The 25,920-nt window shown below is 63.6% G+C and carries 23 protein-coding genes and 1 tRNA gene; 12 read left to right on the forward strand and 12 right to left on the reverse strand.

Going from position 1 to position 25,920, the window contains the following annotated elements; translation table 11 throughout:
- Window positions 1-2 precede the first annotated feature (2 nt).
- The 4 genes from kynA to JQ863_RS07715 form a co-directional block, all read right to left on the reverse strand.
- Window positions 3-836, reverse strand: coding sequence for a tryptophan 2,3-dioxygenase (gene kynA, locus JQ863_RS07700; RefSeq protein WP_204113713.1), 834 nt, complete (start codon window positions 834-836; stop codon window positions 3-5).
- 246 nt (window positions 837-1,082) lie between these two features.
- Complete coding sequence (kynU, locus tag JQ863_RS07705) at window positions 1,083-2,276, reverse strand: kynureninase (RefSeq protein WP_204113714.1); 1,194 nt, start codon at window positions 2,274-2,276, stop codon at window positions 1,083-1,085.
- A 124-nt stretch (window positions 2,277-2,400) separates the two neighbouring features.
- The gene (locus tag JQ863_RS07710; RefSeq protein ID WP_204113715.1) at window positions 2,401-2,772 is read right to left on the reverse strand and encodes an MmcQ/YjbR family DNA-binding protein; all 372 of its coding nucleotides are present in this window, start codon (window positions 2,770-2,772) and stop codon (window positions 2,401-2,403) included.
- A gap of 4 nt (window positions 2,773-2,776) precedes the next feature.
- Window positions 2,777-3,529, reverse strand: coding sequence for an SDR family NAD(P)-dependent oxidoreductase (locus JQ863_RS07715; RefSeq protein WP_204113717.1), 753 nt, complete (start codon window positions 3,527-3,529; stop codon window positions 2,777-2,779).
- Window positions 3,530-3,709: 180 nt separating this feature from the next.
- On the opposite strand from JQ863_RS07715, the gene JQ863_RS07720 reads away from it, so the two are divergent.
- The 4 genes from JQ863_RS07720 to JQ863_RS07735 all read left to right on the forward strand — a co-directional run bounded on the left by JQ863_RS07720 (window position 3,710) and on the right by JQ863_RS07735 (window position 8,817).
- On the forward strand, window positions 3,710-4,168 hold the full coding sequence (locus tag JQ863_RS07720) for a methyltransferase family protein (protein WP_204113719.1): 459 nt from the start codon (window positions 3,710-3,712) through the stop codon (window positions 4,166-4,168).
- Window positions 4,169-4,298: 130 nt separating this feature from the next.
- On the forward strand, window positions 4,299-5,870 hold the full coding sequence (locus JQ863_RS07725) for a Re/Si-specific NAD(P)(+) transhydrogenase subunit alpha (RefSeq protein ID WP_204113721.1): 1,572 nt from the start codon (window positions 4,299-4,301) through the stop codon (window positions 5,868-5,870).
- 13 nt (window positions 5,871-5,883) lie between these two features.
- Complete coding sequence (locus JQ863_RS07730) at window positions 5,884-7,317, forward strand: NAD(P)(+) transhydrogenase (Re/Si-specific) subunit beta (RefSeq protein WP_204113722.1); 1,434 nt, start codon at window positions 5,884-5,886, stop codon at window positions 7,315-7,317.
- 219 nt (window positions 7,318-7,536) lie between these two features.
- Complete coding sequence (locus JQ863_RS07735; protein ID WP_204113723.1) at window positions 7,537-8,817, forward strand: DUF3422 family protein; 1,281 nt, start codon at window positions 7,537-7,539, stop codon at window positions 8,815-8,817.
- An 11-nt stretch (window positions 8,818-8,828) separates the two neighbouring features.
- Here JQ863_RS07735 and JQ863_RS07740 read toward each other — a convergent pair whose 3' ends face one another.
- Window positions 8,829-9,014 (reverse strand): DUF6324 family protein, encoded by a 186-nt coding sequence (locus JQ863_RS07740; protein ID WP_204113724.1) that lies wholly within the window; start codon window positions 9,012-9,014, stop codon window positions 8,829-8,831.
- Between the two features lie 64 nt (window positions 9,015-9,078).
- Here JQ863_RS07740 and JQ863_RS07745 point away from each other — a divergent pair, with 64 nt between their 5' ends.
- The gene (locus JQ863_RS07745; RefSeq protein ID WP_204113725.1) at window positions 9,079-9,564 is read left to right on the forward strand and encodes a GNAT family N-acetyltransferase; all 486 of its coding nucleotides are present in this window, start codon (window positions 9,079-9,081) and stop codon (window positions 9,562-9,564) included.
- 43 nt (window positions 9,565-9,607) lie between these two features.
- Window positions 9,608-9,684: transfer RNA gene (locus JQ863_RS07750), tRNA-His, on the forward strand.
- Window positions 9,685-9,706: 22 nt separating this feature from the next.
- Here JQ863_RS07750 and rimO read toward each other — a convergent pair.
- Window positions 9,707-11,101, reverse strand: a complete 1,395-nt coding sequence (gene rimO, locus JQ863_RS07755) for a 30S ribosomal protein S12 methylthiotransferase RimO (protein ID WP_204113726.1) — start codon at window positions 11,099-11,101, stop codon at window positions 9,707-9,709.
- Window positions 11,102-11,252: 151 nt separating this feature from the next.
- On the opposite strand from rimO, the gene JQ863_RS07760 reads away from it, so the two are divergent.
- Window positions 11,253-13,154 (forward strand): AsmA family protein, encoded by a 1,902-nt coding sequence (locus JQ863_RS07760; RefSeq protein ID WP_204113727.1) that lies wholly within the window; start codon window positions 11,253-11,255, stop codon window positions 13,152-13,154.
- A 34-nt stretch (window positions 13,155-13,188) separates the two neighbouring features.
- On the opposite strand, the gene JQ863_RS07765 is transcribed toward JQ863_RS07760, so the two are convergent.
- Window positions 13,189-14,136, reverse strand: coding sequence for an SDR family oxidoreductase (locus JQ863_RS07765; protein ID WP_204113728.1), 948 nt, complete (start codon window positions 14,134-14,136; stop codon window positions 13,189-13,191).
- 170 nt (window positions 14,137-14,306) lie between these two features.
- Between JQ863_RS07765 and JQ863_RS07770 the strand changes: the two genes are divergently transcribed.
- Window positions 14,307-15,194 carry an AraC family transcriptional regulator gene (locus tag JQ863_RS07770; protein ID WP_204113729.1) on the forward strand — a complete coding sequence of 296 codons (888 nt, stop codon included), beginning with the start codon at window positions 14,307-14,309 and terminating at the stop codon, window positions 15,192-15,194.
- A gap of 60 nt (window positions 15,195-15,254) precedes the next feature.
- Here JQ863_RS07770 and JQ863_RS07775 read toward each other — a convergent pair whose 3' ends face one another.
- A complete protein-coding gene (locus JQ863_RS07775) occupies window positions 15,255-15,830 on the reverse strand; it encodes a GcrA family cell cycle regulator (protein WP_204113730.1) in 576 nt (191 codons plus the stop codon).
- A 154-nt stretch (window positions 15,831-15,984) separates the two neighbouring features.
- Here JQ863_RS07775 and JQ863_RS07780 point away from each other — a divergent pair, with 154 nt between their 5' ends.
- Window positions 15,985-16,788: an ABC transporter permease gene (locus tag JQ863_RS07780; RefSeq protein ID WP_239113230.1), complete on the forward strand. Its 804-nt coding sequence runs from the start codon at window positions 15,985-15,987 to the stop codon at window positions 16,786-16,788.
- Here the strand turns inward: JQ863_RS07780 and JQ863_RS07785 are convergent.
- Entirely contained in the window at window positions 16,785-17,663 is an 879-nt protein-coding gene (locus tag JQ863_RS07785; RefSeq protein ID WP_204115093.1) for a DMT family transporter, read from the reverse strand. The two genes, JQ863_RS07780 and JQ863_RS07785, sit on opposite strands and share 4 nt — an antisense overlap.
- 320 nt (window positions 17,664-17,983) lie before the next feature.
- Here JQ863_RS07785 and JQ863_RS07790 point away from each other — a divergent pair, with 320 nt between their 5' ends.
- The 3 genes from JQ863_RS07790 (at window position 17,984) to JQ863_RS07800 (ending at window position 21,339) form a co-directional block, all read left to right on the forward strand.
- A complete protein-coding gene (locus JQ863_RS07790) occupies window positions 17,984-19,156 on the forward strand; it encodes an aspartate aminotransferase family protein (RefSeq protein WP_204113731.1) in 1,173 nt (390 codons plus the stop codon).
- Window positions 19,157-19,252: 96 nt separating this feature from the next.
- A complete protein-coding gene (gene argF / locus JQ863_RS07795; protein WP_204113732.1) occupies window positions 19,253-20,179 on the forward strand; it encodes an ornithine carbamoyltransferase in 927 nt (308 codons plus the stop codon).
- A 128-nt stretch (window positions 20,180-20,307) separates the two neighbouring features.
- Window positions 20,308-21,339 (forward strand): 2-dehydropantoate 2-reductase, encoded by a 1,032-nt coding sequence (locus JQ863_RS07800; RefSeq protein WP_239113231.1) that lies wholly within the window; start codon window positions 20,308-20,310, stop codon window positions 21,337-21,339.
- Window positions 21,340-21,354: 15 nt separating this feature from the next.
- Here JQ863_RS07800 and JQ863_RS07805 read toward each other — a convergent pair whose 3' ends face one another.
- From JQ863_RS07805 to hrpB, 3 genes are all read right to left on the reverse strand, one after another.
- Window positions 21,355-22,836: an inorganic phosphate transporter gene (locus tag JQ863_RS07805; protein WP_204113733.1), complete on the reverse strand. Its 1,482-nt coding sequence runs from the start codon at window positions 22,834-22,836 to the stop codon at window positions 21,355-21,357.
- Between the two features lie 90 nt (window positions 22,837-22,926).
- Window positions 22,927-23,385 carry an NUDIX hydrolase gene (locus JQ863_RS07810; protein WP_204113734.1) on the reverse strand — a complete coding sequence of 153 codons (459 nt, stop codon included), beginning with the start codon at window positions 23,383-23,385 and terminating at the stop codon, window positions 22,927-22,929.
- Between the two features lie 87 nt (window positions 23,386-23,472).
- Window positions 23,473-25,917: an ATP-dependent helicase HrpB gene (gene hrpB / locus JQ863_RS07815; protein ID WP_204113735.1), complete on the reverse strand. Its 2,445-nt coding sequence runs from the start codon at window positions 25,915-25,917 to the stop codon at window positions 23,473-23,475.
- Between the last annotated feature and the right edge of the window lie 3 nt (window positions 25,918-25,920).

A 25,920-nucleotide genomic window follows, 5' to 3' on the forward strand; every position in this document is an offset into this window, starting at 1 on the left:
GCTTACAATTCGGTCCGCAGGTGCCACAGTTCCGGGAACAGCTCCACGTCCAGCATGCGTTTGAGGTAATTCACCCCGCCCGTGCCGCCGGTGCCGCGTTTGAAGCCGATCACCCGTTCCACGGTGGTCACGTGGTTGAAACGCCAGCGGCGGAAATAGTCCTCGAAATCGACCAGCTTTTCGGCCAGTTCATAAAGCTCCCAGTGATCTTCTGGCGCGCGATAGACCGTTGCCCATGCTTCGCGCACCGCGTCGGATGCTTCATAGGGGTGTGACAGGTCGCGGTTCAGCACCGCTTCCGGCACGTCGACATGCACCGCCAATAACCTCAGCGCCACATCGTAAAGCGAGGGCTGCGCCAGTTCTGCGGTCAGCATCTGGGTCAGGTCGTCGCGATGTTCATGCGGGCGCAGCATCGCCGGGTTGCGGTTGCCCAGCATGAACTCGATCTTGCGGTATTGGTAGGACTGGAAGCCCGAGCTTTGCCCCAACTTGTCGCGAAACGCGGTATAATCGCTGGGCGTCATGGTGCGCAGCACGTCCCATGCCGAATTGAGTTGCTCGAAGATACGGGCGACACGGGCCAGCATCTTGAAGGCAGGGCGGCGGCGGCCGGTCAGCATGGCGGCGCGGGCGGCCTCAAGCTCGTGAATCGCCAGCCGCATCCACAGTTCCGAAGTCTGGTGCTGGATGATGAACAGCATCTCGTCATGGGTGTCGGACCATGTGTGCTGGGCGGTCAGGATCTTGTCCAGTTGCAGGTAATCGCCATAGGACATCCGGCCGTCAAAGGCCATTTGCGCGCCTTCCTTGGCGGGATCGTAAGCGGTGGTCATGGGTCGTCTCCGTTGGATCGGTGTCAGTTTAGCACGGGATCACGGGGACGCCTTTCAAGTTGAGATTGCCGGTCATCGCCAGCCGACGCCACAGCGCGACCCAGCCGAAGGGGCGGCAGAGGGGGTGTCGGGTGCCGCATAGGGGGGAGGGCAGCGCCTGACCCTGGGTGGGCGTGAAGCGCCCTCCCAGGGGGAGGGTCGGGCGCTGCCCGGCGGTGCCGCCGGGCGTGACCTTGATGAAACGGATCACGTCACTTTCGCCCGTGTCTTGTATTCGGCGCGGTCCCAGAGGTCGTTGTTGACCACATCCGCGAGGATCTCGACCGCCCGCATCACATCCGCTTCGTCGATGTAAAGCGGGGTAAAGCCGAACCGCATCACGTCGGGCGCGCGGAAATCGCCCACGACGCCGCGCGCGATCAGAGCCTGCATCGCGGCGTATCCTTCGGCGAACCGGAACGACACCTGCGAGCCGCGCGCATCGCGGTCGCGCGGGCTGGCCAGCGTCAGGGCAGGGCAGCGGGCCTCGACCTCGGTGATGAACATATCGGTCAAATCCTGGGATTTCTTCCGCACGTCGCCCATATCCGCCATGTCCCAGACATCCAGCGCCGCTGACAGAGCGGTCAGGCCCAGAACCGGCGGGGTGCCGACGCGCATGCGCTCGATGCTGGGGGCAGGGCGGTAATCAAGGTCAAAATCAAACGGCGCCTCGTGCCCCAGCCAGCCCGACAGCGCAGGCTCAGCGACATCCACATGGCGCGGGCTGACATAAATGAAGGCGGGCGCGCCGGGGCCGCCATTGAGATACTTATAGGTGCAACCCACCGCAAAATCGGCCTTGCACTCGGCCAGCTTCACCTCGGTTGCCCCGGCGGTGTGGGCAAGGTCCCAGACCGTGACAACGCCGTGGGCATGGGCCATTTCCGTCAGCCGCTTCATGTCGTGCAGCCGGCCCGTGCGATAATCGACCTCGGTGATCATCAGAACCGCGACCTCGTCGGTGATGCTTTCCTCAACCGCCTCGGGATCGACAACGCGCAACTCGTGGCCCTGACCCAGCGTGCGGATCAATCCTTGAGCCATGTAGAGGTCGGAAGGAAAGTTGCCATTGTCGGACAGGATCACCTTGCGACCGGGGTTCAGCGCCACCGCCGAGGCCAGCGCCTGATAGACCTTCACCGACAGCGTGTCGCCCATGATGACATGGCCCGGTTCCGCCCCGATCAGCCGCGCGATCCGGTCACCGACCGAGGTCGACAGGTCCATCCACCCGGCCCTGTTCCAGCCGGTGATCAGCATCTCGCCCCATTCATCGCGCATCACCTTCTCCATCGCGGCAGGCGCGGCCTTGGGCAGCGGTCCAAGCGAGTTTCCATCGAGGTAGATCATGCCCTCGGGCAGGGTGAACATGGGCTTCGTGGCGGCAAAATTGGTCATGGCGGGTCTCCTTGGAGCAGAGTCCTTAGCGGATGAAAATTCGCCTTGCACCAGCAATTCTTGTGATGGCGGGCATCACGGGTTGTGATGTGTCCGGCCTGCCGCCGGGCAAGTGAGGGGGGCTTCAACCCTCGCCCGGAACAGGGATCCCCAGTTCCCGGCGTTTCTTCTTGGATATCCCTTCGGCCACCAGTTGATAGGACAGCGCGATATGCTCTTTCAGCTCGTCCTCCGGCAGTCCCGGCGCGTCGTAAACCTGCACCCATTTCATGCCCCGCGACGCCAGATAGGGCGCGGGGCGGATGCCGGGCATGTCGGGCAGGATCTCAAAGGCGAAATCGGTGACCTTGAAGGTAAAGGCATCGCGCCCGTCGGCCCAGCCGCAGATCGCGAACACCTTGTCCGCGACCTTCCACACATCGGCATTACCCCACTGGATGACGTGGGACGTCGCGGGAAAGCCGGCGCAAAAGGCGTTGAACTCGTCCCGCGTCATGGCCTCAGACCTCGCCGCCCGAGACCTGCACCATCTGGCCTCGGATACTGTCGGAATTGGGGCCGCAGATGTAAAGCGCCGCTGCCGCGACCTCGTCCGGGGTGATCAGGCGGCCATGCGGGTTGACACCGACCATGACCTTCAGCGCCTCTTCCTGGCTCATGCCGGTGCGGGCCATGATGCTTTCGACATTCTGGTCGATGATCGGGGTCTCGACATAGGCCGGGCAGATCGAGTTGAAGGTGATCGGTTTCCGCGCGTAATCCGCCGCCAGCGACTTGATCATGCCGTTGACCGCGTGTTTCGTCGCCGAATAGCACGGCGCGCCCTGAAGCCCGCGCAGCCCCGCGATGGACGAGATCGCCATGACCCGGCCCCAATCGGTCTGATGCATGGATTTCAGGCATTCCCGGATCGTCAGGAACACGCCGTCGACATTGATCGCCATCATGTTGCGCCACCAGTCGAGGTCGGTCTTGAACAGCGCCTTGCCTTCGGCGATCCCGGCATTGGCGACACAGATCTGCACCGGCCCGCGCGCCGCGACCGCCGCCGCGACGCCATCGACGACCGAAGCCTCGTCCGCCACATCCATCTGCAACGCGAACAGGCCGTCGCCCGCCACGTCATCCAGCACCGACTTGCGCCGCCCGGTGATGGTGACCACCGCGCCCTGTTCCGCCAGCGCACGTGCAATGGCCAACCCAATCCCCGTGCCGCCGCCTGTGACCAGCGCGTGTTTTCCGTTCAAGCTCATGTCAAAACCTCCTTTTTCGTTGTGCCACACAATGGCCGGGGCGGGGGCGTCGGGCAACAACACAGCCCCGTGACGGAGCGGCACTTTGCCTGGATCATGCCGTTTGCCCGAATGTATCTGTGTGAAAATGCGGACAAAGGCGCTAATAGATGCCCGAGACTCGTCTTGACGGAGACACTGATGGGCATCCGGCAAAATATCGACCTTCCCCCTGTCTGGCTGGTCGGCGCGCTTGCGCTGGCCTGGGGACAGGCGCGGTACTGGACCCTGGGTCTGAGCTTTGGCGGCGCCTGGGCGGAATTCCTTGGCGGCATCCTTGTCGGCGGCGGGGTCATCCTGATGGCGCTGGCCGCAACCGAGATGTCGCGCCAGAAGACCACGATCCACCCGCATCTCGAAAGTGACCACCTGGTCACCACGGGCATCTTCAAGCGCAGCCGGAACCCGATCTATGTCGGGGACGTGCTGATCCTTCTGGGGTTGATCCTTTACTGGGACGCGGTCCTGTCGCTGCCCCTGGTGCCGATCTTTCTGTGGGTCATCGAACGCCGGTTCGTGATCCCGGAAGAGAACCGTTTGCGGAAAAAGTTTCGCGCCGCTTACGCAAGATACTGTCAAGTGACGCGACGTTGGTTGTAATGACCTTGCGCGACGAAGACTGACGTCGCGGAATGTTGCTTGTGCAGCATCGGGTCGCATTGTAAATCGGGCGCGCCTCTGCCTGTGCTAGGCAGAGACGCAAAAACCTTGAACGAAGGGGAATTGAAACGTGAAGATCGGAACACCCAAAGAGGTATTCCCAGGCGAGAACCGGGTCGCGATGACGCCGGACTCGGCGCTTCAGTTGCAGAAGCTGGGATACGAATGTGCGATCGAGACCGGGGCGGGCGTTGCCGCCGGGTTCTCGGATGAGGCTTACGAAAAAGCGGGTGTCGAGATCATCAAGACCCCGGCCGCGCTGTGGAAGGCCTGCGACATCGTCGCCAAGGTCCGCCAGCCGGACACCACTGAACTCAAGCGCCTGACCAAGGGCAAGACGCTGATTTCCTTCTTCAATCCGGCTGGAAACGAAGAGGGCATGGAAGCCGCCAAAGCCAAGGGCGCGAACGTGATCGCCATGGAAATGGTGCCGCGTATTTCGCGGGCGCAAAAGATGGACGCGCTGTCGTCGATGGCCAACATCGCCGGCTATCGCGCCGTGATCGAGGCGGGCAACAACTTTGGCCGCTTCTTCACCGGTCAGATCACTGCCGCCGGTAAGGTTCCCCCCGCAAAGGTTCTGGTTGTCGGTGCCGGTGTTGCCGGTCTTGCCGCGATCGGGACCTCGACCTCGCTGGGTGCGATCACCCTTGCCTTCGACGTGCGCCCCGAAGTGGCCGAACAGGTCGAATCGATGGGCGCCGAGTTCGTCTATCTCGATTTCGAGGAAGAACAGCAGGACGGCGCGGCCACGGGCGGCTATGCCTCGGTGCAGTCGGAAGAGTTCCGCAATGCGCAGCTGGCCAAGTTCCGCGAACTGGCGCCCGAGGTCGATATCGTCATCACCACCGCGCTGATCCCGAACCGCGAAGCGCCCGAACTGTGGACCGAGGACATGGTCGCAGCGATGAAGCCGGGCTCGGTCATCGTCGATTTGGCGGCAGAAAAGGGCGGCAACTGCAAACTGACCGTCGCGGATGAGAAGATCGTGACCGAAAACGGCGTGACCATCATCGGTTACACCGATTTCCCCAGCCGCATGGCGGCGCAATCCTCGTCGCTTTACGCCACCAACATCCGTCACATGATGGCTGACCTTACGCCCGAGAAGGACGGCCAGATCAACCACGACATGGAAGACGACGTGATCCGTGGCGCCACCGTGACCTTCGAGGGCGACATCACCTTCCCGCCGCCGCCGCCGAAAGTGCAGGCAATCGCGGCGCAGAAGAAGCCCGAGGTCAAGGAACTGACCCCGGAAGAAAAACGCGCCGCAGAGGTGGCCGCGTTCAAGGCGCAGACCAAGCAGCAGGTGACCCTGCTGACCGTGGGTGGCGCATTGCTTCTGGGCGTGGGCCTTGTTGCACCCGCCAGCTTCATGCAGCACTTCATCGTGTTCGTGCTGGCCGTGTTCGTCGGCTTCCAGGTGATCTGGAACGTCAGCCACAGCCTGCACACGCCGCTGATGGCCGTCACCAACGCCATTTCGTCGATCATCATCCTGGGCGCCCTGATGCAGATCGGGTCCGGGAGCTTCCTGGTGATCCTGCTTGCCGCGATCTCGGTCTTCTTTGCCGGGATCAACATCTTCGGCGGCTTCCTCGTGACACGGCGCATGCTCGCCATGTTCCAGAAATCTTAAGGAGGTCGGGATCATGGAATTTGGATTCACGACCGCGGCCTATGTCGTTGCCGCAGTTCTCTTCATCCTCTCGCTGGGCGGCCTTTCGGGGCAGGAAAGCGCCAAGCGCGCCGTGTGGTACGGCATCGTCGGCATGGCGTTGGCGGTCTTTGCCACGCTCATCGGCCCTGGTGCGGGCCTGTGGTGGCTGTCGATCATCCTGATCGCCGCCGGTGGCATGATCGGTTATCAGCTGGCATCGAAGGTCGAGATGACCCAGATGCCGGAACTGGTGGCGGGCATGCACGCGCTGGTCGGTCTGGCGGCCGTGTTCGTGGGCTTCAACGCCCATTTCGAACTGGGCAACGTCCTGGCCATGGATGACGCCGCCAAGAAGACGCTGGAAGGCTTCGCCGCGCTTCTGGCCAAGAAGGATGCGGTTGAAATCAACATCCTGCGGGTCGAGGCCAGCCTGGGCATCTGGATCGGTGCGGTGACCTTCACCGGCTCGGTCATCGCCTATGGCAAGCTGTCGGGCAAGGTGACCTCGAACGCGGTCAAACTGCCGGGCGGTCACGCGCTGAACGCAGGCGCGGCGCTGATCTCGCTTGTCTGCCTGATCTGGTACCTGAACTCGGGCGGCTTCCTGCCCCTGCTGATCCTGACCGTGGCGGCGCTGTTCATCGGCTATCACCTGATCATGGGCATCGGCGGCGCCGACATGCCGGTCGTGGTGTCGATGCTGAACAGCTACTCGGGCTGGGCGGCGGCGGCGATCGGCTTCTCGCTGGGCAACGACCTTCTGATCGTGGTCGGCGCGCTGGTCGGTTCGTCCGGTGCGATCCTGTCCTACATCATGTGCAAGGCCATGAACCGGTCCTTCGTCAGCGTGATCCTGGGCGGCTTCGGCGGCGCAGCAGGCCCGCAGATGGAGGTCGAGGGCGAGATGATCGCGATCGAGGCCGACGGTGTGGCAGCCGCGCTGGATGACGCCGACAGCGTCATCATCATCCCCGGTTACGGCATGGCCGTGGCACAGGCACAGCAGAACGTCGCGGAACTGACCCGCCGCCTGCGCGCCAAGGGCAAGGAAGTCCGCTTCGCGATCCACCCGGTCGCGGGCCGTCTGCCGGGCCACATGAACGTGCTTCTGGCCGAGGCCAAGGTGCCTTACGACATCGTTCTGGAAATGGACGAGATCAACGAGGACTTCCCGGAAACGGATGTCGCCATCGTCATCGGCTCGAACGACATCGTGAACCCGGCCGCACAGGACGACCCCAACAGCCCCATCGCCGGCATGCCGGTTCTGGAATGCTGGAAGGCCAAGCAGGTCTTCGTGTCGAAGCGCGGGCAGGGCACCGGCTATTCCGGCATCGAGAACCCGCTGTTCTTCAAAGAGAACACGCGCATGTTCTACGGCGACGCAAAACAGTCGCTGGACAAACTGCTGGGCCTGATCGAGTAATCCGGTCGCAATACAGCAACAGAAAGGCGCTCCACCGTGGGCGCCTTTTTCTTTTCCCGGGCACGCGGGGTTCCACCCCGCACCCCGGAGTATTTGGACAAGAAAGAAGCGGGCTCGCAGTCTGTATGCCGTGGTATTCTGTTAAGGTATTGAAATAAAAGAAAAACTTTACAAATGACGGAAAATGGCTATGGTGGCGGCGCGTTTACAGGAAATCTCATGTCCCCGATCCACGACCATCCCTTGCGGTATCGCCTCTCCAACGAGTTGCACGCGCGGCCGTTTCCCTCCGTCGCCGCCCCCGCCGGGGCGGTGTTTCTTGCGATGAAGACGCCCGCCGACGCGGTGGGCGGCGCACGCGAGGCAGAGCGCGCGCATCTTCTGGCGCTGCTCGATCGGTTCGGAGCGGCCCATCCCCAGCCTGACGCCACGCATTACTCGGGGCAGTTGGGGCGTCACGTGCTGAAATGGGAACAGCACACCGAGTTTGTGACCTATACGGTGTTCTCCGAGGGCCTGTCTGCCCGTCCCTTTGACCCCGCCGAGTTCGAGGTCTTCCCCGCCGACTGGCTGGCGGATGCACCGGGGCTGCGCATGACCTCGATCCTGATCCGCATCGAGGCGCTTCCCGAGGACGCGGCGCTGAACCAGAAGCTGCGCGACTGGTTCGTGCCCGAAAGCCTGGCCGTGTCGCGGGTGCTGGATGCCTCGGCGGTGATCGCCGCCGATTTCCGCATCGACGTTGCCGGGCATCAGCGCATGGCCCTGTTTGCCGCCCCCGACACCGGCCCGCGCCGGCAGGGGCGCATCGTGCAGCGCCTGACCGAGATCGAGACCTACAAGTCCATGTCCATGCTTGGGTTCGAACGCGCCCGCCGCCTTGCCCCGCGGCTGGGTGAACTGGACGAGGCATTGACCGAGTTGATGCGCGGCATGCGCACGGGCGAGGGCGAGGCCGACACCGCGCTGGACCGGCTGTTGGACCTGTCGACCGAGACCGAGGGGATCGCCGCCGACAGCGCCTTCCGGTTTGGCGCAACTGGCGCTTATGAGGCCATCGTCAGCCAGCGGATCGAGGTGCTGCGTGAGGAACGGTTCAGCGGTCGCCAGACGTTCGGTGAATTCATGATGCGCCGGTATGAACCGGCAATGCGCACGGTGAAATCCACCCAGTCGCGCCTGGACACGCTTTCAGACCGGGCCATCCGCGCCGGTGACCTTCTGCGCACCAAGGTTGACGTGGCACGCGAGGCCCAGAACCAGGCGCTTCTGGCCAGCATGGACCGTCGCGCCGATGCCGCGCTGCGGTTGCAGGAAACGGTGGAAGGCTTGTCCGTGGTGGCAATCAGCTATTACGCCGTGTCACTGGCAGGCTACCTGACCAGCCCCTTTGCCGACACGCTGGGCCTTGGCAAGACCGAGCTGAAGGCCGTGCTGACGGTGCCCGTGGTCTTGCTGGTCTGGCTGATGGTGCGACGCATCCGCGGCAAGATGCACTAGGCTTGCCGCCCTTAGCCGATCTTGCGGGCCGCGGCGGCGGCGGCAAGGATTTCCTCGGCGATTTCCTCGGCTTCCTCGGGGTCGAAATCCATCGGGATCTCGGTGCCGTTTGCCTCAATGAAGATACGAACGAAACCCTGATCGGTCGGCCCGATCTGAAGATTGGCTTCGATGTCGCGTTCGGTATTGATGCCCATGCCCGGTTCTCCTGTGACTGGTCCTGCGGTAACGTGATTGCGGCTTCTTGGCAAGGTGGACGCAATGGACAAAACCATAGACCTCAGACCCTTCCGGGCTGAAGACCTGCCCTGGCTGGTGGCCCGGCACCGGGACCTCTACGCCGTGTCGGACGGGTTTGACGAGACTTTCGGCGATCTTGTGCAGACGATTCTCGAAGACTTCCTCCACGACCACGACCCGGATGTCGAACAGGGCTGGATCGCATGGGCGGGCGATGAACGGCTGGGATCGATCTTCTGCGTCCGGCTGGACGAAACCACCGCCAAGCTGCGCCTGTTCCTGGTGGTGCCAGAGGCGCGCGGGACCGGGCTGGGCAAGCGGTTGCTGACAACCTGCATGTCTTTTGCACGCACAAAAGGCTATCGCAGGATGGAGCTTTGGACCCACGAAAGCCACGCAGCGGCCTGTGCCCTCTACCGCCGGGCGGGCTGGCGTTGCGTGTCGTCGAAACCGGTGCGCAGTTTTGGCGTGGACTTGGTCGAACAAAGCTGGAAAATTGCACTTTAGATGCTTGCATTCGCCGGACGGTGACGATAAATCGCGCGTCAGTGCCGCCTTAGCTCAGTTGGTTAGAGCGCTGGATTGTGGATCCAGAGGTCCCCCGTTCAAGCCGGGGAGGCGGTACCATCCTCCCCCTTGATGATGACAGTCAGAGGCGACGCCCCCAAAGGTCGTATTCACCGGCCTCGTCGACCTCGACCGCCACGATATCACCCACGGCCAAGCCATCGGTGTCTTCGTCGATGAACAGGTTTCCGTCGATCTCGGGCGCGTCGGCCTTGGTGCGGCAGGTGGCGATGCCGTCGGCGTCGATATCGTCCACGATCACATCCAAGACCTGACCGACCTTGGCCGCCAGTTTCGCCTCGGAAATCGCCTGCGCACGCGCCATGAACCGCTCCCAGCGGTCCTGTTTGACCTCGGCCGGAACATGGTCCGGCAGGTCGTTCGACCGCGCGCCGTCGACGTTTTCATATTGGAAGCAGCCCACGCGATCCAGCTGCGCCTCGTCCATCCAGTCCAGAAGGTGCTGGAACTCGGCCTCGGTCTCCCCGGGATAGCCGACGATGAAGGTCGAGCGCAGGGTGATGTCGGGGCAGATCTCGCGCCAGCGGGCGATCTCTTCCAGTGTCTTGGCGGTATGCGCCGGGCGCGCCATGCGTTTCAGCGTATCGGGGTGGGAATGCTGGAAGGGAATGTCGAGATAGGGCAGCACCAGCCCCTCGGCCATCAGCGGGATCAACTCGCGCACATGCGGGTAGGGATAGACATAGTGCAGCCGCACCCAAAGGTCTTGTCCGGCCCCAAGCCCCCCAAGTTCGCGGGCAAGGTCGGTGATATGGCTGCGCACCTCGCGCCCCTGCCACGGGTGGGTGTCATAGCGCCGGTCCAGCCCATAGGCCGAGGTATCCTGCGAAATCACCAGCAATTCGCGCACGCCGTTTTCGACCAGCTTTTCGGCCTCGCGCAGCACTGCACGAACCGGGCGCGAGGCCAGTTTGCCGCGCATGTCGGGGATGATGCAGAACTTGCACTTGTGGTTGCAACCTTCTGAAATCTTTAGATAACTATAGTGGCGCGGGGTCAGTTTGACACCGCTTGCAGGCAGCAGGTCAACAAAGGGGTTCGGATCGGGCGGCACCGCGCCATGCACCGCGTCCAGCACCTGTTCATATTGATGCGGGCCGGTCACCGCCAGCACCTTGGGGTGGGTGCCGGTGATATACTCGGGCTCGGCTCCAAGGCATCCGGTGACGATCACCTTGCCGTTTTCCGCCAGCGCCTCGCCAATCGCCTCAAGCGATTCCGCCTTGGCGCTGTCGAGGAACCCGCAGGTGTTAACGATCACCGCATCCGCGCCGGAATAGTCGGGCGAGATGCCATAGCCTTCGGCGCGCAGCCGGGTCAGGATACGCTCGCTGTCGACCAGCGCCTTGGGGCAGCCAAGCGAGACCATGCCGATGGTCGGCTGGCCGGGACGAGAGGTATCGGCAACGCGGGCGCGGGCAAGGTCGGGGCGAAGATCTGGCGGGTTCTGGCTCATTCTGGCCATATATGTCAGGCGCATGCGAAACGCAAAGCTGCATTCGCACCCCGGCTTTTTGCTGGTTTCAAATACCCAGAATCCTCACGCCAAGTTGCCTTGCTCCGTGAATCAATCGTGTTACGCTGAGAAAAACTGCGAGGTGACGAGCATGCGCCTGATCTGGACCCTACTGACCGCGATAGTGCTTCTTGTGATCGGGGCCATCGTGTTGCTGCTGACCCTGCCGGGGGAAAAGATCGCCCACATCGCCGCCGATCAGGTCAAGAAGGCCACGGGGCGCGACTTGCAGTTCGAAGGCGAGGTCGGGATCAGCTGGTATCCGATCCTTGGCGTCACCACCGGCCCGGTCAGTTTCGGCAATGCTGACTGGTCTGACAGCGGCCCGATGTTCCGGGCCGACAGTGCGGCCATTGGTGTAGACATCATCAGTGCGATTTCCGGCGATATCCGCATCACCGCGATCGAGGCCGTGCGCCCGGTTGTCATCCTCGAAAAAGCCAAGGACGGGCGCGTCAACTGGGCGTTCTCGGCCTCAGACAGCGGTGACGCACCCGCCCCGGCATCCGGGGGCGGTGCGGGCAACTCGCTGGTTCTGGAAAAGGTCCAGATTTCGGACGCGCGGCTCTCCTATATCGACCACGGCGGCGACCGGCTGGATTTCAGTGACCTCGACCTGACCCTGTCATGGCTTGGCGCGGGGCAGCCGGCCGACCTTGACCTTCGGGTTCGTCCGGCCGGGCAGGTGGTCAACGTGACAAGCCGTATCTCGGACCCCGAGGCGATGCTGTCCGGGGGCATTTCCCGCCTGACGGCGGTGCTGAAGACCGAGGGCGGGCAGGTCTCGTTCGATGGCCGCGCCGGAACCGCGCCCGAGGCAGAAGGTCGGGTTGAAACGGACCTGAAGAACCCCGCCGCCTTCCTTGCCGCGCTTGGGGTCAGCGGCGGCACGAGCCGTGACCATGCGCGGCTGTCGGGCGATGTGACGCTGACCAAGGCGGGGCAGGTGTCCCTGCGCGGCGGAAAGGCCTCGCTTGGGGCAAACACGATCAACCTGGGCCTTGACCTGTTTCCGGGTGCGGAACGTCCGCGTCTTGTCGCCCAGATCGTGGCAGGTGCGCTGGACCTGAAACCCTATCTTGGCAGCGGCTCAGGCCCCGAAACAGGCAGCGCGGGCTGGTCCAGGACCCCGATTGACGCCGGCGCGCTGGGTCTTGTGGACGGAGAGATCGGCCTTGCCGCCACTGCCATCGACATGGGGTCCCTCAAGGTTGGCAAGACCCGCGCGCAGGTCACCATCGACCGCGCCCGCGCCGTGGTCTCGATCACCGAGATGCAGGGCTATCAGGGCAATATCACCGGCACCTTTGTCGCCAACAACCGCAACGGCCTGTCAGTCGGCGGCGAACTGGCCGTCGCGCAGGTCGAGGCCAAGGACCTGCTGACGGACCTGATGGACATGGACCGTTTGTCGGGGCGGGCGAATGCGCGGCTCAAGTTCCTTGGGGTAGGTCAATCGGTGCATGCGATCATGAATTCGCTCAGCGGGGATGGCGAAGTGAAATTCGGCCAGGGCCGCATCGCCGGTATCGACCTGGACAAGCTGTTCCGTGGCACCCCCGGCGGCGGCACCACGATCTTTGACAGCCTCGGTGCGACCCTTGTGATCGCCGAGGGCAACCTTTTGAACGAAGACCTGCTTCTGGATCTGCCCAGCGTGCTGGCCAAGGGTTTCGGGCGCGTCGGCCTTGGGCCGCAGGATATCGACTATACCTTCACCCCGCAGCTGAAGAAGGACACCGGCGACGGGCTGGCCGTGCCGGTGCGCATGAAAGGCCCATGGTCCGCCCCCAAGATCTGGCCTGACATGGAAGCGGCTCTGAACCAGAACTTCGCCGAGGAACGCAAGAAGGCCGAAGAAAAGGCCAAGGCAAAAGTCGCCGAACGGCTTGGTGTCACCGCAGAAGAAGGCGAAACCGTCGAGGACGCGGTCAAAAAGAAAGTCGATGACGAGGTCAACAAGGCGCTGAAGAAGCTCTTGGGGGGCGAATAGGGAAGTAGGACGTCACATCCCATTCCCGGTCCGGTCAGATGGTCCAGCGGAACCCGGTCGCCGCTTCCGACACGTCCCACAGCCTCTCCATGACCGGCTTGTCATGGGCGTGGGGTTCCAGCGTGCCTTTGCCAACCGGACCAACAAACTCCATTCGCCCCGTCGGGCCATAAAGGGCGCGTTGCTCCAGCCCGGTTTCCGTGGCGCACATGACTTCCGGGTAGGCACCTCTTTCGGCAGTTTGCACCATCGGCGATTTGGTCATGAGCCACCAGATCAACCGCATCGTGCGGCTTGCGCTGGTGGTGATCAGTGAGGTCGCAGAAGACCCGGGGTGACAGACATAGACATCGACGGTCCGCTTTGCCGCGACCACCCGATCCTGCAATTCATACGCAAACATCATCTGCGCCAGCTTGCTTTGGCTATAGACCGGGTTGGCGCTGTAGTTCTTGTCCCAGTTCATGTCGTCGAACTGGATTGTCCTGATCCCCATCTTGTAGCCTAGGCTGGCCACCACCACGATCCTCCCATGTGATTGCTCGATGTGGTCAAACAACATCCCGCAAAGCACAAAATGGCCGTAGTGGTTGGTTCCCAGCTGGCTTTCGAACCCGTCCACGGTCAATTTCTGTGTTGGCACCTGCGCAATAGCGGCGTTGCAGATCAACGCGTCGATGCGTGGAACCGTGCGCAGCACTTGGTCCGCAGCCCGGCGGACGCTGGAAAGGTCGGCGAGGTCCATTTGCACAAAGGACACCTCAGCCGCCGCACCGAATTCTGCTCTGAGGTCTGCAATTGCGGCCGCCGATTTCTCGGCGCTGCGATTCAGCATCACCACCGTCGCGCCCTTGCCAAGAAGGATGCGCGCGGCCTGAAACCCCGCGCCGTCATTCGCCCCGGTAATGACAAATGTCTTGCCCTTGAGCGAGGTCAGTCGATCTGGTGTCCAGCCATCTGGTCCGAATTGTGTGTCTTTCATAATCGTTGTCCTTTTGTGCTGCGGGCGACCGCTGCGCCAGACGCTGGCGAATTGCTGACGTGTAGATAAATCTCGGAAAAGGGCGAAAACAGCCCGGATTGTCGCGTATTCTTGCCTGATCGTCTCGGTTTGGTTGTCGAAGTCGCACGGGATGCGGTAATGCATGGGGCATGAGCAAACATCGCATCAAGCAGATCATCGAAAACCGCGTGCGGTCGGACGGGTTGATTGACACCGGGATTGAGGGCGTTCAGTTGTTCCGCGCCAGTAGCCCGATCCCATGCGCGCCCGTGGCCTATGAGCCATGTGTGATCGCCATCGTCAGCGGAACGAAAGAGGCCGTGCTTGAGGGCGCGCAGTTCATCTATGACAGCGACCGCTACCTTCTCTGCCCGATGTCGATGCCGGTTCAGGCGGGAACGCCTGCCGCATCACCCGACAACCTTTTGCTGGGGGCTTATATCTCGCTTGATCCGCGGGTGATGGCCGAACTGGTGATGGAGATGGAAAGCGCCGGAAGCAGGATAACTGAAACCGCAACAGGAACCGTCACAGGCGGGATTCGCCTGGCGCGTTGGGGGGCGGACTTTTCGGATGCGTTGCTCAGGCTGTTGCAGCTTCTGGACAGTCCGGCCGACATGGCGGTGTTGGGGGCGGCACGACTGCGCGAGTTGCACTACACGGTCCTGAAAGGTGAGGCGGGTGATTTCGCGCGTCAGGCTTTTGGCGCGGGCAATGGCATATCCCGCTCCATTGCCCATCTGTCGGCCAATCTGGATGCGCCGGTGTCGATCGAGGACCTGGCCGCGCGGGCCGGGATGAGCCGCGCCGTGTTTCACCGCAAGTTCAAGCAGGCCACGAGCATGTCGCCCATCCAGTTCGTCAAATCCATGCGCCTCAACAATGCAGCCATGAAGATTGCCGGGGGAACAACCGTGGCCGAAGCAGCCATGGACGTGGGTTATGTCAGCCCGTCCCAGTTCAGCCGCGAGTTCAAGCGCCTTTATGGGCAGTCGCCCCGTAAATGGGGCGGGCTTCAGGTGCCCGCAAACCCGTAGGCCTGACAAAAAAGGAGGCGCATCAGCACCTCCTTTTTCATTCGATATGAAAGACGCCGCTTACCGGCGGCGGTCGCGGCGCGAGGACATGGGCTGGAACGCCACGCCGACATGGGCTTCGCAATAGGGTTTGCCCTGCTGAACCGGCAGGCCGCAGAACCAGAAATCTTCCGTGGCCGGATCGCCGACGGGCCATTTGCAGGTCCGTTCCGTCAGTTCCATCAGCGTCAGTTTCTTGGCGGTCTTCTCGACCTCGTTCACCTTGGCCAAGGCCTCTGGGCTGATCTCGTTTGCCGAGGGCTGCGGCGGCAGCGGCTGGCCGGCGGGGATGATCGCCTTGCGTGCGGGCGACGCGCCGGCGGGTTTCGGCGGCACGGCCGGTTCGGTCTTGGGTTCCGGCTTGGGCGACGGCTTCGGCGCGGCCTTGGCCTTGGGCGCCGGTTTCGCCTTGGGTTCGGGTTTCGCCTCGGTCTTGGCCCCGGCCGAGGTCGCCCGGTTCGACAGGCCAAGGCGATGCACCTTGCCGATCACGGCATTGCGCGTCACGCCGCCCAATTCCTTGGCGATCTGGCTGGCCGACTGGCCTTCGCCCCACATCTTCTTCAACAACTCAACGCGTTCGTCGGTCCAGGACATCTGCTTTCCCCCGGGGCTTTCCCCAGCTAAAAAGCGGCCGTGATTGGGGGCCGCTTTTTCATTTCAATGGTCAGGCGCCTATAATAGGCACAAGGCCCCGAGATACAAGGCCCAGAGAGACAACACAATGAATCAGGCACAGGCAGGGAATCACATGTTGAATCAACCGGAAATGGGCGTGCGCCGCTTTGGGCGGATGAACTGGCTGGGGCTTTACACGCTGGCCAAGCGCGAGGTTCTGCGCTTTGCCGTGGTCTGGACCCAGACCCTGCTGGCGCCGCTGGTGACGGCGGGGTTGTTCCTGTTGATCTTCGACATCGCGGTCGGTTCGCGGCGGGGCGAGGTCATGGGCCTGCCCTTCATCACCTTTCTGGCGCCCGGTATCCTGACCATGACGGTGATCCAGAACGCCTTTGCCAATACCTCGTCCTCGATCGTGATCTCGAAGGTGCAGGGCAATATCGTCGATACGCTGATGCCGCCCCTGTCGGCGCTGGAAATCCTGCTGGGTTATCTCGCCGGGGGCGTGGCGCGCGGGATGATGGTGGCGCTGGCAATCCTGATCGGGCTCTGGGTCTTTCTTGGCATCACCGTGGCGCATCCGGTGTGGGCCTTCGTGTTCATCGCGCTTGGGGGCATGCTCCTGGGCGGGATCGGGATCGTGGCCGGGGTTTTTGCCAACAAGTTCGACCAGATGGCGGCGATCACCAATTTCATCGTGACCCCGCTGGCATTCCTGTCAGGCACGTTCTACTCGGTCGAGGCACTGCCCCCGGTTCTGCAAACCATCACCCATTTCAACCCGATCTTCTATCTGATCGACGGTGCGCGCTACGGCGTTATCGGGGTTTCGGATTCGGCCCCGACGCTGTCCTTCGCCGTTGTGTCGGCCACGACGCTGTTGGTCTGTCTGCTGGGCTGGTCCTTCCTGCGCACCGGGTACCGGCTGAAAAGCTAGGCTCCGGCCCGCCCCTCGCGCCAGGCCAGGATCGCGGCCCCGATCAGGATCACGCCCGCCCCGGTCCAGCTGACCCAATCCGGCCAGACGCCAAAGATCATCGCGTCATATCCGGTGGCAAAGGCAAGCGTGGCATAGAAGAAGGGCGCCACGAAACTGGCATCCGCCCGCCGCATTGCGTTGACGAAACACAGCTGTGCCGCCGCCATCAACAGGCCAACCCCGGCCAGGGCCAGCCACTGCGCCGCTGTCGCCTCGCGCCAGACAAAGAGGACAGCCAGAGATGAGATCGCCAGCCCGAAGGCATTGTTGATCCACAGGATCTGAAACGGCTGCTCGCGCCCGGTCAGGCGCTTGATGCAGATCAGCTCGGCCCCCAGCATCACAGCCGCCCCCAGCGCCAGCAGCGCGCCCATCTGCACCGCCCCCGCGCCGGGCCGGATCAGGATCATCGCCCCCAGAAGCGCGATCAGGGCCGAGACCCAGCGCCACGGGCCAACCCGCTCTCCCAAGAGCGGAATCGCCAGCAACATGCCGAAGACCGGGTTCAGGAAGCTGATCGCGGTGGCGTCGGACAGCGGGATAAAGGCGGCAGCGGCAAACATCAGCGTCACGCCACCCCAGCCAAGGCTGGACCGCAGCCCGTGCAGCGGCAGGTTTGGTCGGGTGAAACGGGGTCGGATCACCACAAGCGCCAGCGAGAAGGCAAGGAAGGCAAAGACGAACCGTCCATGGCTGATCTGCAAGGCATGCAGCGGCGGACCCAGCGCATCGGTCCCCAATGCCTTGGCCAGCAAGGTCGTTCCGGCGGCAAAGGCAGATGCGGCCAGCGTCAGAAGCGCGGCCAGAAGCGGGTTGGGCGGGGGCGTACTCATCCCGCCCTCATGCGCCCGAAAACCCGGCATGGCAAGCGGTGTTGCAAATGCGCCAAGATCGGCGATGCGCGATGCCTTTGCGTCACTTCTCACTTTGCAAACGCGGCGCTGGGGTCTATGTGCGTCCCATGATCTTGACCATGGCATATACTGGCGTCCGACGCCGACATGACCGACGCCGCGCCTGACCGCGCGACCGTTGCGCATGCCGCGCATCAAAAGATCGAAACTTGCGCCAAACCAGCGCGACCCTTTCCAACATTGTTGACCTGACCGCCATCGTGGGGCATCCACGAGGCTTCTAATCAAAGGACTGGACCATGATCCCTTCTGTTCTGCCGACCTATAACCGGGCACCCCTGAACTTCGTCAAAGGCGAAGGCAGCTGGATGATCGAGGCGGACGGGCGACGTTTTCTCGACCTTGGCGCGGGGATCGCGGTGAATGTGCTGGGCCATGCCCATCCCGCGCTGGTCGCGGCGCTGACCGATCAGGCGCAGAAACTGTGGCATGTCTCGAACCTCTACCAGATCCCGGAGCAGCAGAAGCTGGCGGACATTCTGGTCGACAACACCTTTGCCGACACCGTCTTCTTCACCAACTCCGGGACCGAGGCCTGCGAGCTGGCGGTCAAGATGGCGCGGAAATACTGGTATGACAAAGGCGCGCCCGAGCGGGTCGAGATCATTACCTATTCCGGCTCGTTCCACGGCCGCTCCTCTGCCGCCATCGCCGCGGCGGGGTCCGAGAAGATGGTCAAGGGCTTTGGCCCGATCCTCGACGGCTTCGTGCATCTCGACTGGGGCGACATCGACGCCACCCGCGCAGCTGTCTCCGACAAAACTGCCGCGATCCTGGTTGAACCGGTGCAGGGCGAAGGCGGCATCAAGCCCCTTGCGGATGCCGACATGAAGGCCCTGCGCGAGATCTGCGATGAAACCGGCACGCTTCTGATCTTGGACGAGGTGCAATGCGGAGTGGGGCGCACCGGGCGTCTCTTTGCCCACGAATGGGCCGGGGTGACGCCGGATATCATGATGGTGGCCAAGGGCATTGGCGGCGGCTTCCCGCTGGGCGCGGTGCTGGCGACCGAGGATGCCGCAAGCGGCATGACCGCAGGCACGCACGGCTCGACCTATGGCGGCAACCCGCTGGCCTGCGCCGTCGGCTGCGCGGTCATGGAAAACGTTCTGGCGGATGGCTTCCTTGACGATGTGAACCGCAAGGCTGGCGCGCTGCGTCAGAAGCTCGAAGGCCTCGTTGCCGCCCACCCGGAGGTTTTCGAAACCGTGCGCGGGCAGGGGCTGATGCTGGGGCTCAAGTGCAAGGTCGCCAATGTCGACGTGGTCAATGCCGGCTATGCCAACGACCTGATCACCGTTCCGGCGGCAGATAACGTGATCCGCCTTCTGCCCCCGCTCACCATCACCGAGGACGAGATTGCCGAGGCCGTGGACCGGCTCGACAAGGCCGCCACGCATGTGACGTCCTGACCTTCTTTCTTGCCCAAATACTCGCCGGGGGTGTGGGGGTGGCAAACCCCCACCCGCCTCGGCCTCAGATGAAAAGACAGACGAAAAGACGATGCCATGAGACATTTCCTTGATATCAACAAAACCAGCGTCACCGACCTGCGGGCGATGATCGACGATGCCCACGCCATGAAAGCGGCCCGCAATGGTCGCCCGCGCGGCGCGGTAGATGACGACCAGCCTCTCAAGGACATGATGGTCGCGCTGATCTTCGAAAAACCCTCGACCCGGACCCGCGTCAGCTTTGACGTCGGCGTGCGGCAGATGGGCGGGCAGACCATGGTGCTGTCGGGCAGCGAAATGCAGCTTGGCCACGGCGAAACCGTCGCCGACACGGCCCGCGTGCTGTCGCGCTACGTCGACATGATCATGATCCGCACCTTCGAGGAAGCCACGCTTCTCGAGATGGCGGAACATGCCGACGTTCCCGTCATAAACGGGCTGACGAACCGCACCCACCCGTGCCAGATCATGGCCGATATCCAGACCTTCGAGGAACATCGCGGCCCCATCGCGGGCAAAAAGGTCGTCTGGTGCGGCGATGGCAACAACGTCTTTGCCAGCTTCGCCCATGCCGCCGGGCAATTCGGTTTCGACCTGACCTTTGCCGGGCCGGAACCCCTTGACCCGGAACAGAAATTCATCGACGAGGCCCGCGCCAAGGGCAGCAAGGTCGAGATCACCCGCGATCCCGTCGAGGCCGTGACCGGGGCCGACCTTGTCGTCACCGATACCTGGGTCTCGATGCATGACGCGCCCTCGGCCCGCGAACGCCGGCACAACCAGCTGCGCCCCTACCAGGTCAACGGCGCGCTGATGGCCCATGCCAAGCCGGACGCGCTGTTCATGCACTGCCTGCCCGCGCACCGGAACGAGGAAGCCACGAACGAGGTCATGGACGGCCCGCATTCCGTGATCTTCGACGAGGCGGAAAACCGGCTGCACGCGCAAAAGGCCGTCATGCGCTGGTGCCTCGGGGTCTGATCCCGGCCTCCGTGGCGGTATTCCCAAAATTCGCCACAAACCCTGCCTATCGCTGATGCGTATTGCACGGCGTTGCCTGAGGGCGCGCGCCGTGCATACTCGACTTGAGTGCGCCGCAGGAGAATAGCTTGCCCAATCCCACCAGTTCCGAACGTCCATATCCGCAAATCGTCGTCGCCGGAGCGGGGGTGATCGGCTGTTTCGTCGGCGGCATGCTGGTGCGCGGGGCGCATGCGGTGACGTTTTTCCTGCGCGAGAAACTTTATGACGAACTGTCCCGGCAGGGTCTGACGATCACCGATTTCCACGATCTCGACGAAGACCTTTCACCGGGGTCGTTTGGGATGTCGCTGACGCCCGACTGCCTGAAACACGCCGATATCATCCTTGTCACCGTGAAGGCCAGCGGCACGCGCACCATGGCGCATCTGATTGCAGCCCACGCGCCGAAGGATGCCATCGTGATCTCGCTTCAGAACGGGCTGACCGCGGTCGATATTCTGCGCGAGGAACTGCCCGACTTCGACGTCCGGGCAGGGATCGTGCCGTTTTCGGTCAGCTACATGGGCGGTGGGCATTTTCACCGCTGTTCGTCGGGCGACATCCTGATCGAAAAGGGCAAGGACGCCATGGCCCGGCACCTGAGCGTGCTGGACCTGACCTTCCATGAACGCAAGGAAATCTCGGCGCTGCAATGGGGCAAGCTGTTGATGAACCTTAACAATGCCCTCAATGCGCTGTCGAACCTGCCCCTGCGCGAAGAACTGTCCAAACTGTCCTGGCGCAAGCTTCTGGCGGACCAGATCGCCGAGGCGCTGGCGGTGCTGAAGGCGCATGGGATAACCCCGCGCATGCCGGGGTCGGAATGGCTGCCGGCGCGTTTCGTGCCGTTCATCCTGCGCCTGCCGACTCCGATTTATTCCCGCATCGCCCGTGCGGTTCTCGAGATTGACCCGCATGCGCGCTCGTCCATGTGGGATGACCTTGAGCTTGGCCGCCCGACCGAAATCGACGAATTGCAGGGGCGCATCGTCGCCATGGGGCAGGAGAGGGGCGTCAACACGGTTCTGAATGCCCGTGTCGCTGCCCTGATTGTCCGGGCAGGCGAGGCCGGGGTCGGTTCTCCGGGGCTGTCGGCCAAGGCCATCCGGCGCGGATAGGCCGCGCCGGGGCTGTTACCCGACAATCGCGTTCAGGATCAGGAAGATTACGGCCGACATCGCGGCGGCGGCGGGCACGGTGATGACCCAGGCCGCGACAATGGTCATGAAATGGCTGCGGCGCACCAGCTTGCGGCGGCGGCGTTCCTCGGGGGCGATGCGCTTTGCCTCGGGGCGCTTGGCGACCGAATTGCGCAGCCGGCGTTCGGCGTGCCATTCACGGTAGAACCCGACGCCGAAGACACCGCCCACCGCGATGTGGGTGGACGACACCGGCAGGCCCAGCCAGCTTGCCACGATCACCGTGATCGCCGCCGACAGCGCCACGCAATAGGCGCGCATCGGGTTCAGCTTGGTGATCTGGCTGCCGACCATGCGGATCAGTTTCGGGCCGAACAGGAACAGCCCGAACGAGATGCCGAACGCGCCGATCACCATGACCCACATCGGGATCGAGACCTTGGCGGCAAAGTTTCCGAACTCGGACGCATGCACGATGGCGGCCAGCGGGCCTACCGCGTTTGCGACGTCATTGGCGCCATGGGCAAAGGACAGCAACGCGGCGGACAGGACCAGGGGAATGCCGAACAGCGCCTTCAGCGACTTGTTGCGGTTTTCCATGCCCTCGGACTGGCGCTTGATCAGCGGCGCGGTGATGACATATGTCAGCGCCCCCAGAACCACGCCGATCAGCAGCGCGGTCGGCATGTCGATCTTGATGATCTTCTTCAACCCCTTCAGCGCCAGGTAAGAGGCAAAGGCGCCCGCCATGATCCCGACCAGCACCGGCACCCAGCGACGGGCGGCGGCAATCTTGTCGTCCTGATAGATGATATTGGCCTTGATGAAGGCCAGGAAGGCGGCGGCAATCGCCCCGCCCAGCACCGGCGAGATGACCCAGCTTGCCGCGATCGTGCCCATGGTCGGCCAGCTGACCGCGCCAAAGCCTGCGGCCGCGATACCTGCGCCCATGACGCCACCGACAACCGAATGGGTGGTCGAGACAGGCGCGCCGACGAATGTGGCAAGGTTTACCCACAGAGCGGATGAAATCAGCGCCGCCATCATCGCCCAGATGAACACGCTGCTGTTTTCCATGCCCGCCGGGTCGATGATGCCCTTGGAAATCGTCGAGACCACGTCGCCCCCCGCCAGAAGCGCGCCTGCGCTTTCGCACAGGGCGGCGATCACGATGGCGCCGCCCATGGTCAGCGCATTTGCGCCCACCGCCGGGCCCATGTTGTTGGCGACGTCATTGGCGCCGATATTCAGCGCCATATACGCGCCGAATCCCGCAGCAGCGATCACCACGAAATTGGACGGGAAATCTCCGAACAGGACGCTGGCTGCAAGCCCGGCCAGAACGATGAAAGCCAGCGCGATGCCAAGACCAACCAGGGGCCGCGACACATAGGCCGTGGCATATTCAACGTGGCTGATGCGGTTGAGGTCCTTGTCCAGCGTTGCCCACTGGTTGCCCAACTTGTTCGACGACATGACTTTCGTTCCCCCAAAAAACGTTGCGCGGGGGTTAGACGGAATTGCCTCTCATGGCAACGCTGTCGTTACAGAACCGTTACAAAACTGTCATATTTGCCGCAGGAGGGATTGCAGCTCGGGTTCGTCTACCATCTCGGCGGCCTTTTCGGGCGACACCCATTTGCGAGTCCGATCCTCGGCTTCGGGAAACTCGTCTTCGAGTTTCTTGACCTCGACACCAAAAACCTGCGCCTCGACGGGCATCGGCGCGCCGCCGTCAAGCCGCTTGTCATAGTGGAAGCTGCCCAGGGGTTTGTCGGAGATATTGGCCTTGCGCACACCGGCCTCTTCCCAGGCTTCCTGAAGCGCGGCACCGGCGGCATCCAGCCCGTCGATGGGCCAGCCCTTGGGCACGATCCAGCGCTTGGTGTCCTTGCTGGTCACCAATAGAACCTGCTTGTCGCCCTTCCTCTCGCGATAGCAAAGTGCCGCGACCTGCACCCGTTTCGGGCGTCGCAAAAGAGGGCCAACAACGCTGGCCAGCGCGTCTTTCAGAGCTTCAGTCATACCGTGTCCGCCTGCTCGGTTCTTAATTGTTATGGGTTAACTATACGTTATCCGGGCAGGGAATACAAATCGCTCGCCCAAAAGGGGTCAGCGCTTGCGCGGTTTCGCCCGCAGGGTCGGGTCGGCCTGGGTCGGGTCCTCGGGCCAGGGGTGCTTGGGATAACGCCCGCGCATGTCCTTGCGCACATCCGCATAGGACGAGGCCCAGAAACCGGGGATATCCGTGGTGGTCTGCACCGGCCGTCCGGCTGGGGACAGCAGGGTGACTTTCAACGCCGTGCGCCCCACCGTGGGGTGGCTGGTCTGGCCAAACATCTCTTGCAGGCGCAGGCTGATTTCAGGCGGGTCGCTGTCATAGTCGATCGGGATATGGCGTCCCAGCGGCGTGGTGAAATGGGCAGGGGCCAGCCGGTCAACCACCTGCATCTGATCCCACGAAAGCCGCGCGCGCAGCGCATCCAGCGGATCAAAGCCTTTCCAGTCCGCGGCCGTCCTTACCCCGGTCAGATGCGGCAGCAACCAGTCCCCGGCCTGAGCCATCAATGCCTCCGCCGACATATCGGGCAGGTCGTGCCCGGCGGCGCGCAGCATCTCGACCCGCGCGACAAAACGTCGGGCGGCGGGGGGCAACGTCAGCCCGAGATCGCGCACGCCGTCCAGCATGGCCTTTGCCACCGCCTCCGATGGCACGTCCTTCCACACCCGGTCATCCAGCGTGACCGCGCCCAGCATTTCGCGGCGGCGGGCAACGACGCGGCGTTCGCGGGATGACCACTCGCAGATATCGACCCATGCAATCTGGTCGGCAAACTGCGCCCGGATCTCGCCCTCGGTGATCTGGATCGCCTGTCGGACCTTTGCTTCGCGCGGGTTGCCGTCAGTGTCGGTGACAACGACAAAGCGCGCCCCCGCCAGCGGGTCACCGTCATCCAGAACCGCCCCTTTGCCACCCGCCAGCACGAAACGCGGGGCGTCGCCCTTGCGGTGCCGCCCGATCCGGTCGGGATAGGCAAGGGCGGCCATTTCCGGCAGGCCCAGTTTCGGCGCTTCGACCGTCTGCCGAGACAGTCGCTTTGCTTCGTCCCGGATCTGATGGATCGCGGCCCGGTTCACCGCAAAAGACCGCCGCTCGGCAAAGCCCTTGGGGTCGGTCAACGCCTCGACGCGCAGCGACAGGTCCACCGGCGCCCCGCGCGACAGCGGGTCGCGCGCCGCCAGAAGTGCCGCCAAAGGTGCGGCCTGACGACCCGCCACCGTTAGCATATGCCCCAGCCGCGGATGCAGCGGCAAAGCCGCCAGCGCCTTGCCATGGGCCGTGATCCGGTCCTGCCCGTCAAGCGCGCCCAGCATGCGCAACACCCCGCGCGCCTCGGCCATGCTGACCGGCGGCGGCTGGGTCAAAAAGGGCAGGTCGCCCGGTTCCGCCCCCCACAATGCAAGTTCCAGCGCCAGCCCGGTCAGGTCGGCGGCCTCGATCTCGGCTGGCGGGAAGGGCGGCAGGCCGCCTTCCTCTCCTTTGGTCCACAGCCGGTAACAGGTGCCGTCCGCCACGCGCCCCGCACGGCCACGCCGCTGGTCGGCCTCGGCGCGGGTCACGCGCTCGGTCACCAGCCGCGACATGCCCGAGCCGGGATCGAACCGCGCCCGCCGCGCCAGCCCGCCATCGACCACGACGCGGATGTCCTCGATGGTCAGCGATGTCTCGGCGATCGAGGTGGCCAGCACCACCTTGCGGCCCGTCCCGGCGGGCCGGATCGCGGCGCGCTGCTTGTCAAAGGGCATCGCGCCGAACAGCGGCTGCACGATGCAATCGGATGGCAGGCGCAGGGCGGATTCGACCCGGCGGATCTCGCCTTCGCCGGGCAGGAAGACCAGCACACCGCCGGTTGTTTCGGCAACCGCCCGTTCCACCAGACGCGCAACCGCCTGCTCGGTGCGGGTGCCCTTCGGCACGGGCGTGTCCAGCCAGCGGGTCTCGACCGGGAATGTCCGTCCTTCCGATGTGATGACCGGCACATCCCCCATCAGCGCCGCCACCGGCCCGGCATCCAGCGTTGCCGACATTGCCAGAAGGATCAGGTCATCGCGCAGCGCCCCGGCGATCTCAAGGCACAGGGCCAGCCCCAGATCGGCATTGAGCGACCGTTCGTGGAACTCGTCAAAGATCACCGCCCCCACGCCGCTCAGTTCCGGGTCGGACTGGATCATGCGCGTCAGGATGCCCTCGGTCACCACTTCGATCCGAGTCCTGGGGCCGATCCGCGCGTCGCCCCGTACGCGATAGCCCACAGTGTCGCCGGGTGTCTCGCCCAGCGTGTCGGCCATGCGCTCGGCCGCGGTGCGCGCCGCCAGCCGGCGCGGTTCCAGCATCAGGATGCGTCCCTGCGACAGACCCGCCTTGAGAATTTCAAGCGGCACAACCGTCGTCTTGCCCGCGCCGGGCGGCGCCTGCAACACCGCGCGCGCCCGCGTCGACAAAGCATCAAGCAGGGGGCGGATGGCGTCGTGAATGGGCAGGCGGTCAGGCGTCATGCC

The sequence above is a fragment of the Shimia biformata genome (assembly GCF_016888515.1).
GTDB lineage: Bacteria > Pseudomonadota > Alphaproteobacteria > Rhodobacterales > Rhodobacteraceae > Shimia_A > Shimia_A biformata.

What these genes read in the sequence shown, in the direction of transcription:
- JQ863_RS07810 (WP_204113734.1), bottom strand. Translation starts at nt 23,385, where the DNA reads ATGACTGAAGCTCTGAAAGACGCGCTGGCCAGCGTTGTTGGCCCTCTT.
- kynU (WP_204113714.1), bottom strand. Translation starts at nt 2,276, where the DNA reads ATGACCAATTTTGCCGCCACGAAGCCCATGTTCACCCTGCCCGAGGGC.
- JQ863_RS07790 (WP_204113731.1), top strand. Translation starts at nt 17,984, where the DNA reads ATGATCCCTTCTGTTCTGCCGACCTATAACCGGGCACCCCTGAACTTC.
- JQ863_RS07710 (WP_204113715.1), bottom strand. Translation starts at nt 2,772, where the DNA reads ATGACGCGGGACGAGTTCAACGCCTTTTGCGCCGGCTTTCCCGCGACG.
- JQ863_RS07765 (WP_204113728.1), bottom strand. Translation starts at nt 14,136, where the DNA reads ATGAAAGACACACAATTCGGACCAGATGGCTGGACACCAGATCGACTG.
- argF (WP_204113732.1), top strand. Translation starts at nt 19,253, where the DNA reads ATGAGACATTTCCTTGATATCAACAAAACCAGCGTCACCGACCTGCGG.
- JQ863_RS07730 (WP_204113722.1), top strand. Translation starts at nt 5,884, where the DNA reads ATGGAATTTGGATTCACGACCGCGGCCTATGTCGTTGCCGCAGTTCTC.
- JQ863_RS07780 (WP_239113230.1), top strand. Translation starts at nt 15,985, where the DNA reads ATGTTGAATCAACCGGAAATGGGCGTGCGCCGCTTTGGGCGGATGAAC.
- JQ863_RS07760 (WP_204113727.1), top strand. Translation starts at nt 11,253, where the DNA reads ATGCGCCTGATCTGGACCCTACTGACCGCGATAGTGCTTCTTGTGATC.
- rimO (WP_204113726.1), bottom strand. Translation starts at nt 11,101, where the DNA reads ATGAGCCAGAACCCGCCAGATCTTCGCCCCGACCTTGCCCGCGCCCGC.
- kynA (WP_204113713.1), bottom strand. Translation starts at nt 836, where the DNA reads ATGACCACCGCTTACGATCCCGCCAAGGAAGGCGCGCAAATGGCCTTT.
- JQ863_RS07715 (WP_204113717.1), bottom strand. Translation starts at nt 3,529, where the DNA reads ATGAGCTTGAACGGAAAACACGCGCTGGTCACAGGCGGCGGCACGGGG.
- JQ863_RS07735 (WP_204113723.1), top strand. Translation starts at nt 7,537, where the DNA reads ATGTCCCCGATCCACGACCATCCCTTGCGGTATCGCCTCTCCAACGAG.
- JQ863_RS07720 (WP_204113719.1), top strand. Translation starts at nt 3,710, where the DNA reads ATGGGCATCCGGCAAAATATCGACCTTCCCCCTGTCTGGCTGGTCGGC.
- JQ863_RS07740 (WP_204113724.1), bottom strand. Translation starts at nt 9,014, where the DNA reads ATGGGCATCAATACCGAACGCGACATCGAAGCCAATCTTCAGATCGGG.
- JQ863_RS07805 (WP_204113733.1), bottom strand. Translation starts at nt 22,836, where the DNA reads ATGTCGTCGAACAAGTTGGGCAACCAGTGGGCAACGCTGGACAAGGAC.
- hrpB (WP_204113735.1), bottom strand. Translation starts at nt 25,917, where the DNA reads ATGACGCCTGACCGCCTGCCCATTCACGACGCCATCCGCCCCCTGCTT.
- JQ863_RS07785 (WP_204115093.1), bottom strand. Translation starts at nt 17,663, where the DNA reads ATGAGTACGCCCCCGCCCAACCCGCTTCTGGCCGCGCTTCTGACGCTG.
- JQ863_RS07770 (WP_204113729.1), top strand. Translation starts at nt 14,307, where the DNA reads ATGAGCAAACATCGCATCAAGCAGATCATCGAAAACCGCGTGCGGTCG.
- JQ863_RS07745 (WP_204113725.1), top strand. Translation starts at nt 9,079, where the DNA reads ATGGACAAAACCATAGACCTCAGACCCTTCCGGGCTGAAGACCTGCCC.
- JQ863_RS07775 (WP_204113730.1), bottom strand. Translation starts at nt 15,830, where the DNA reads ATGTCCTGGACCGACGAACGCGTTGAGTTGTTGAAGAAGATGTGGGGC.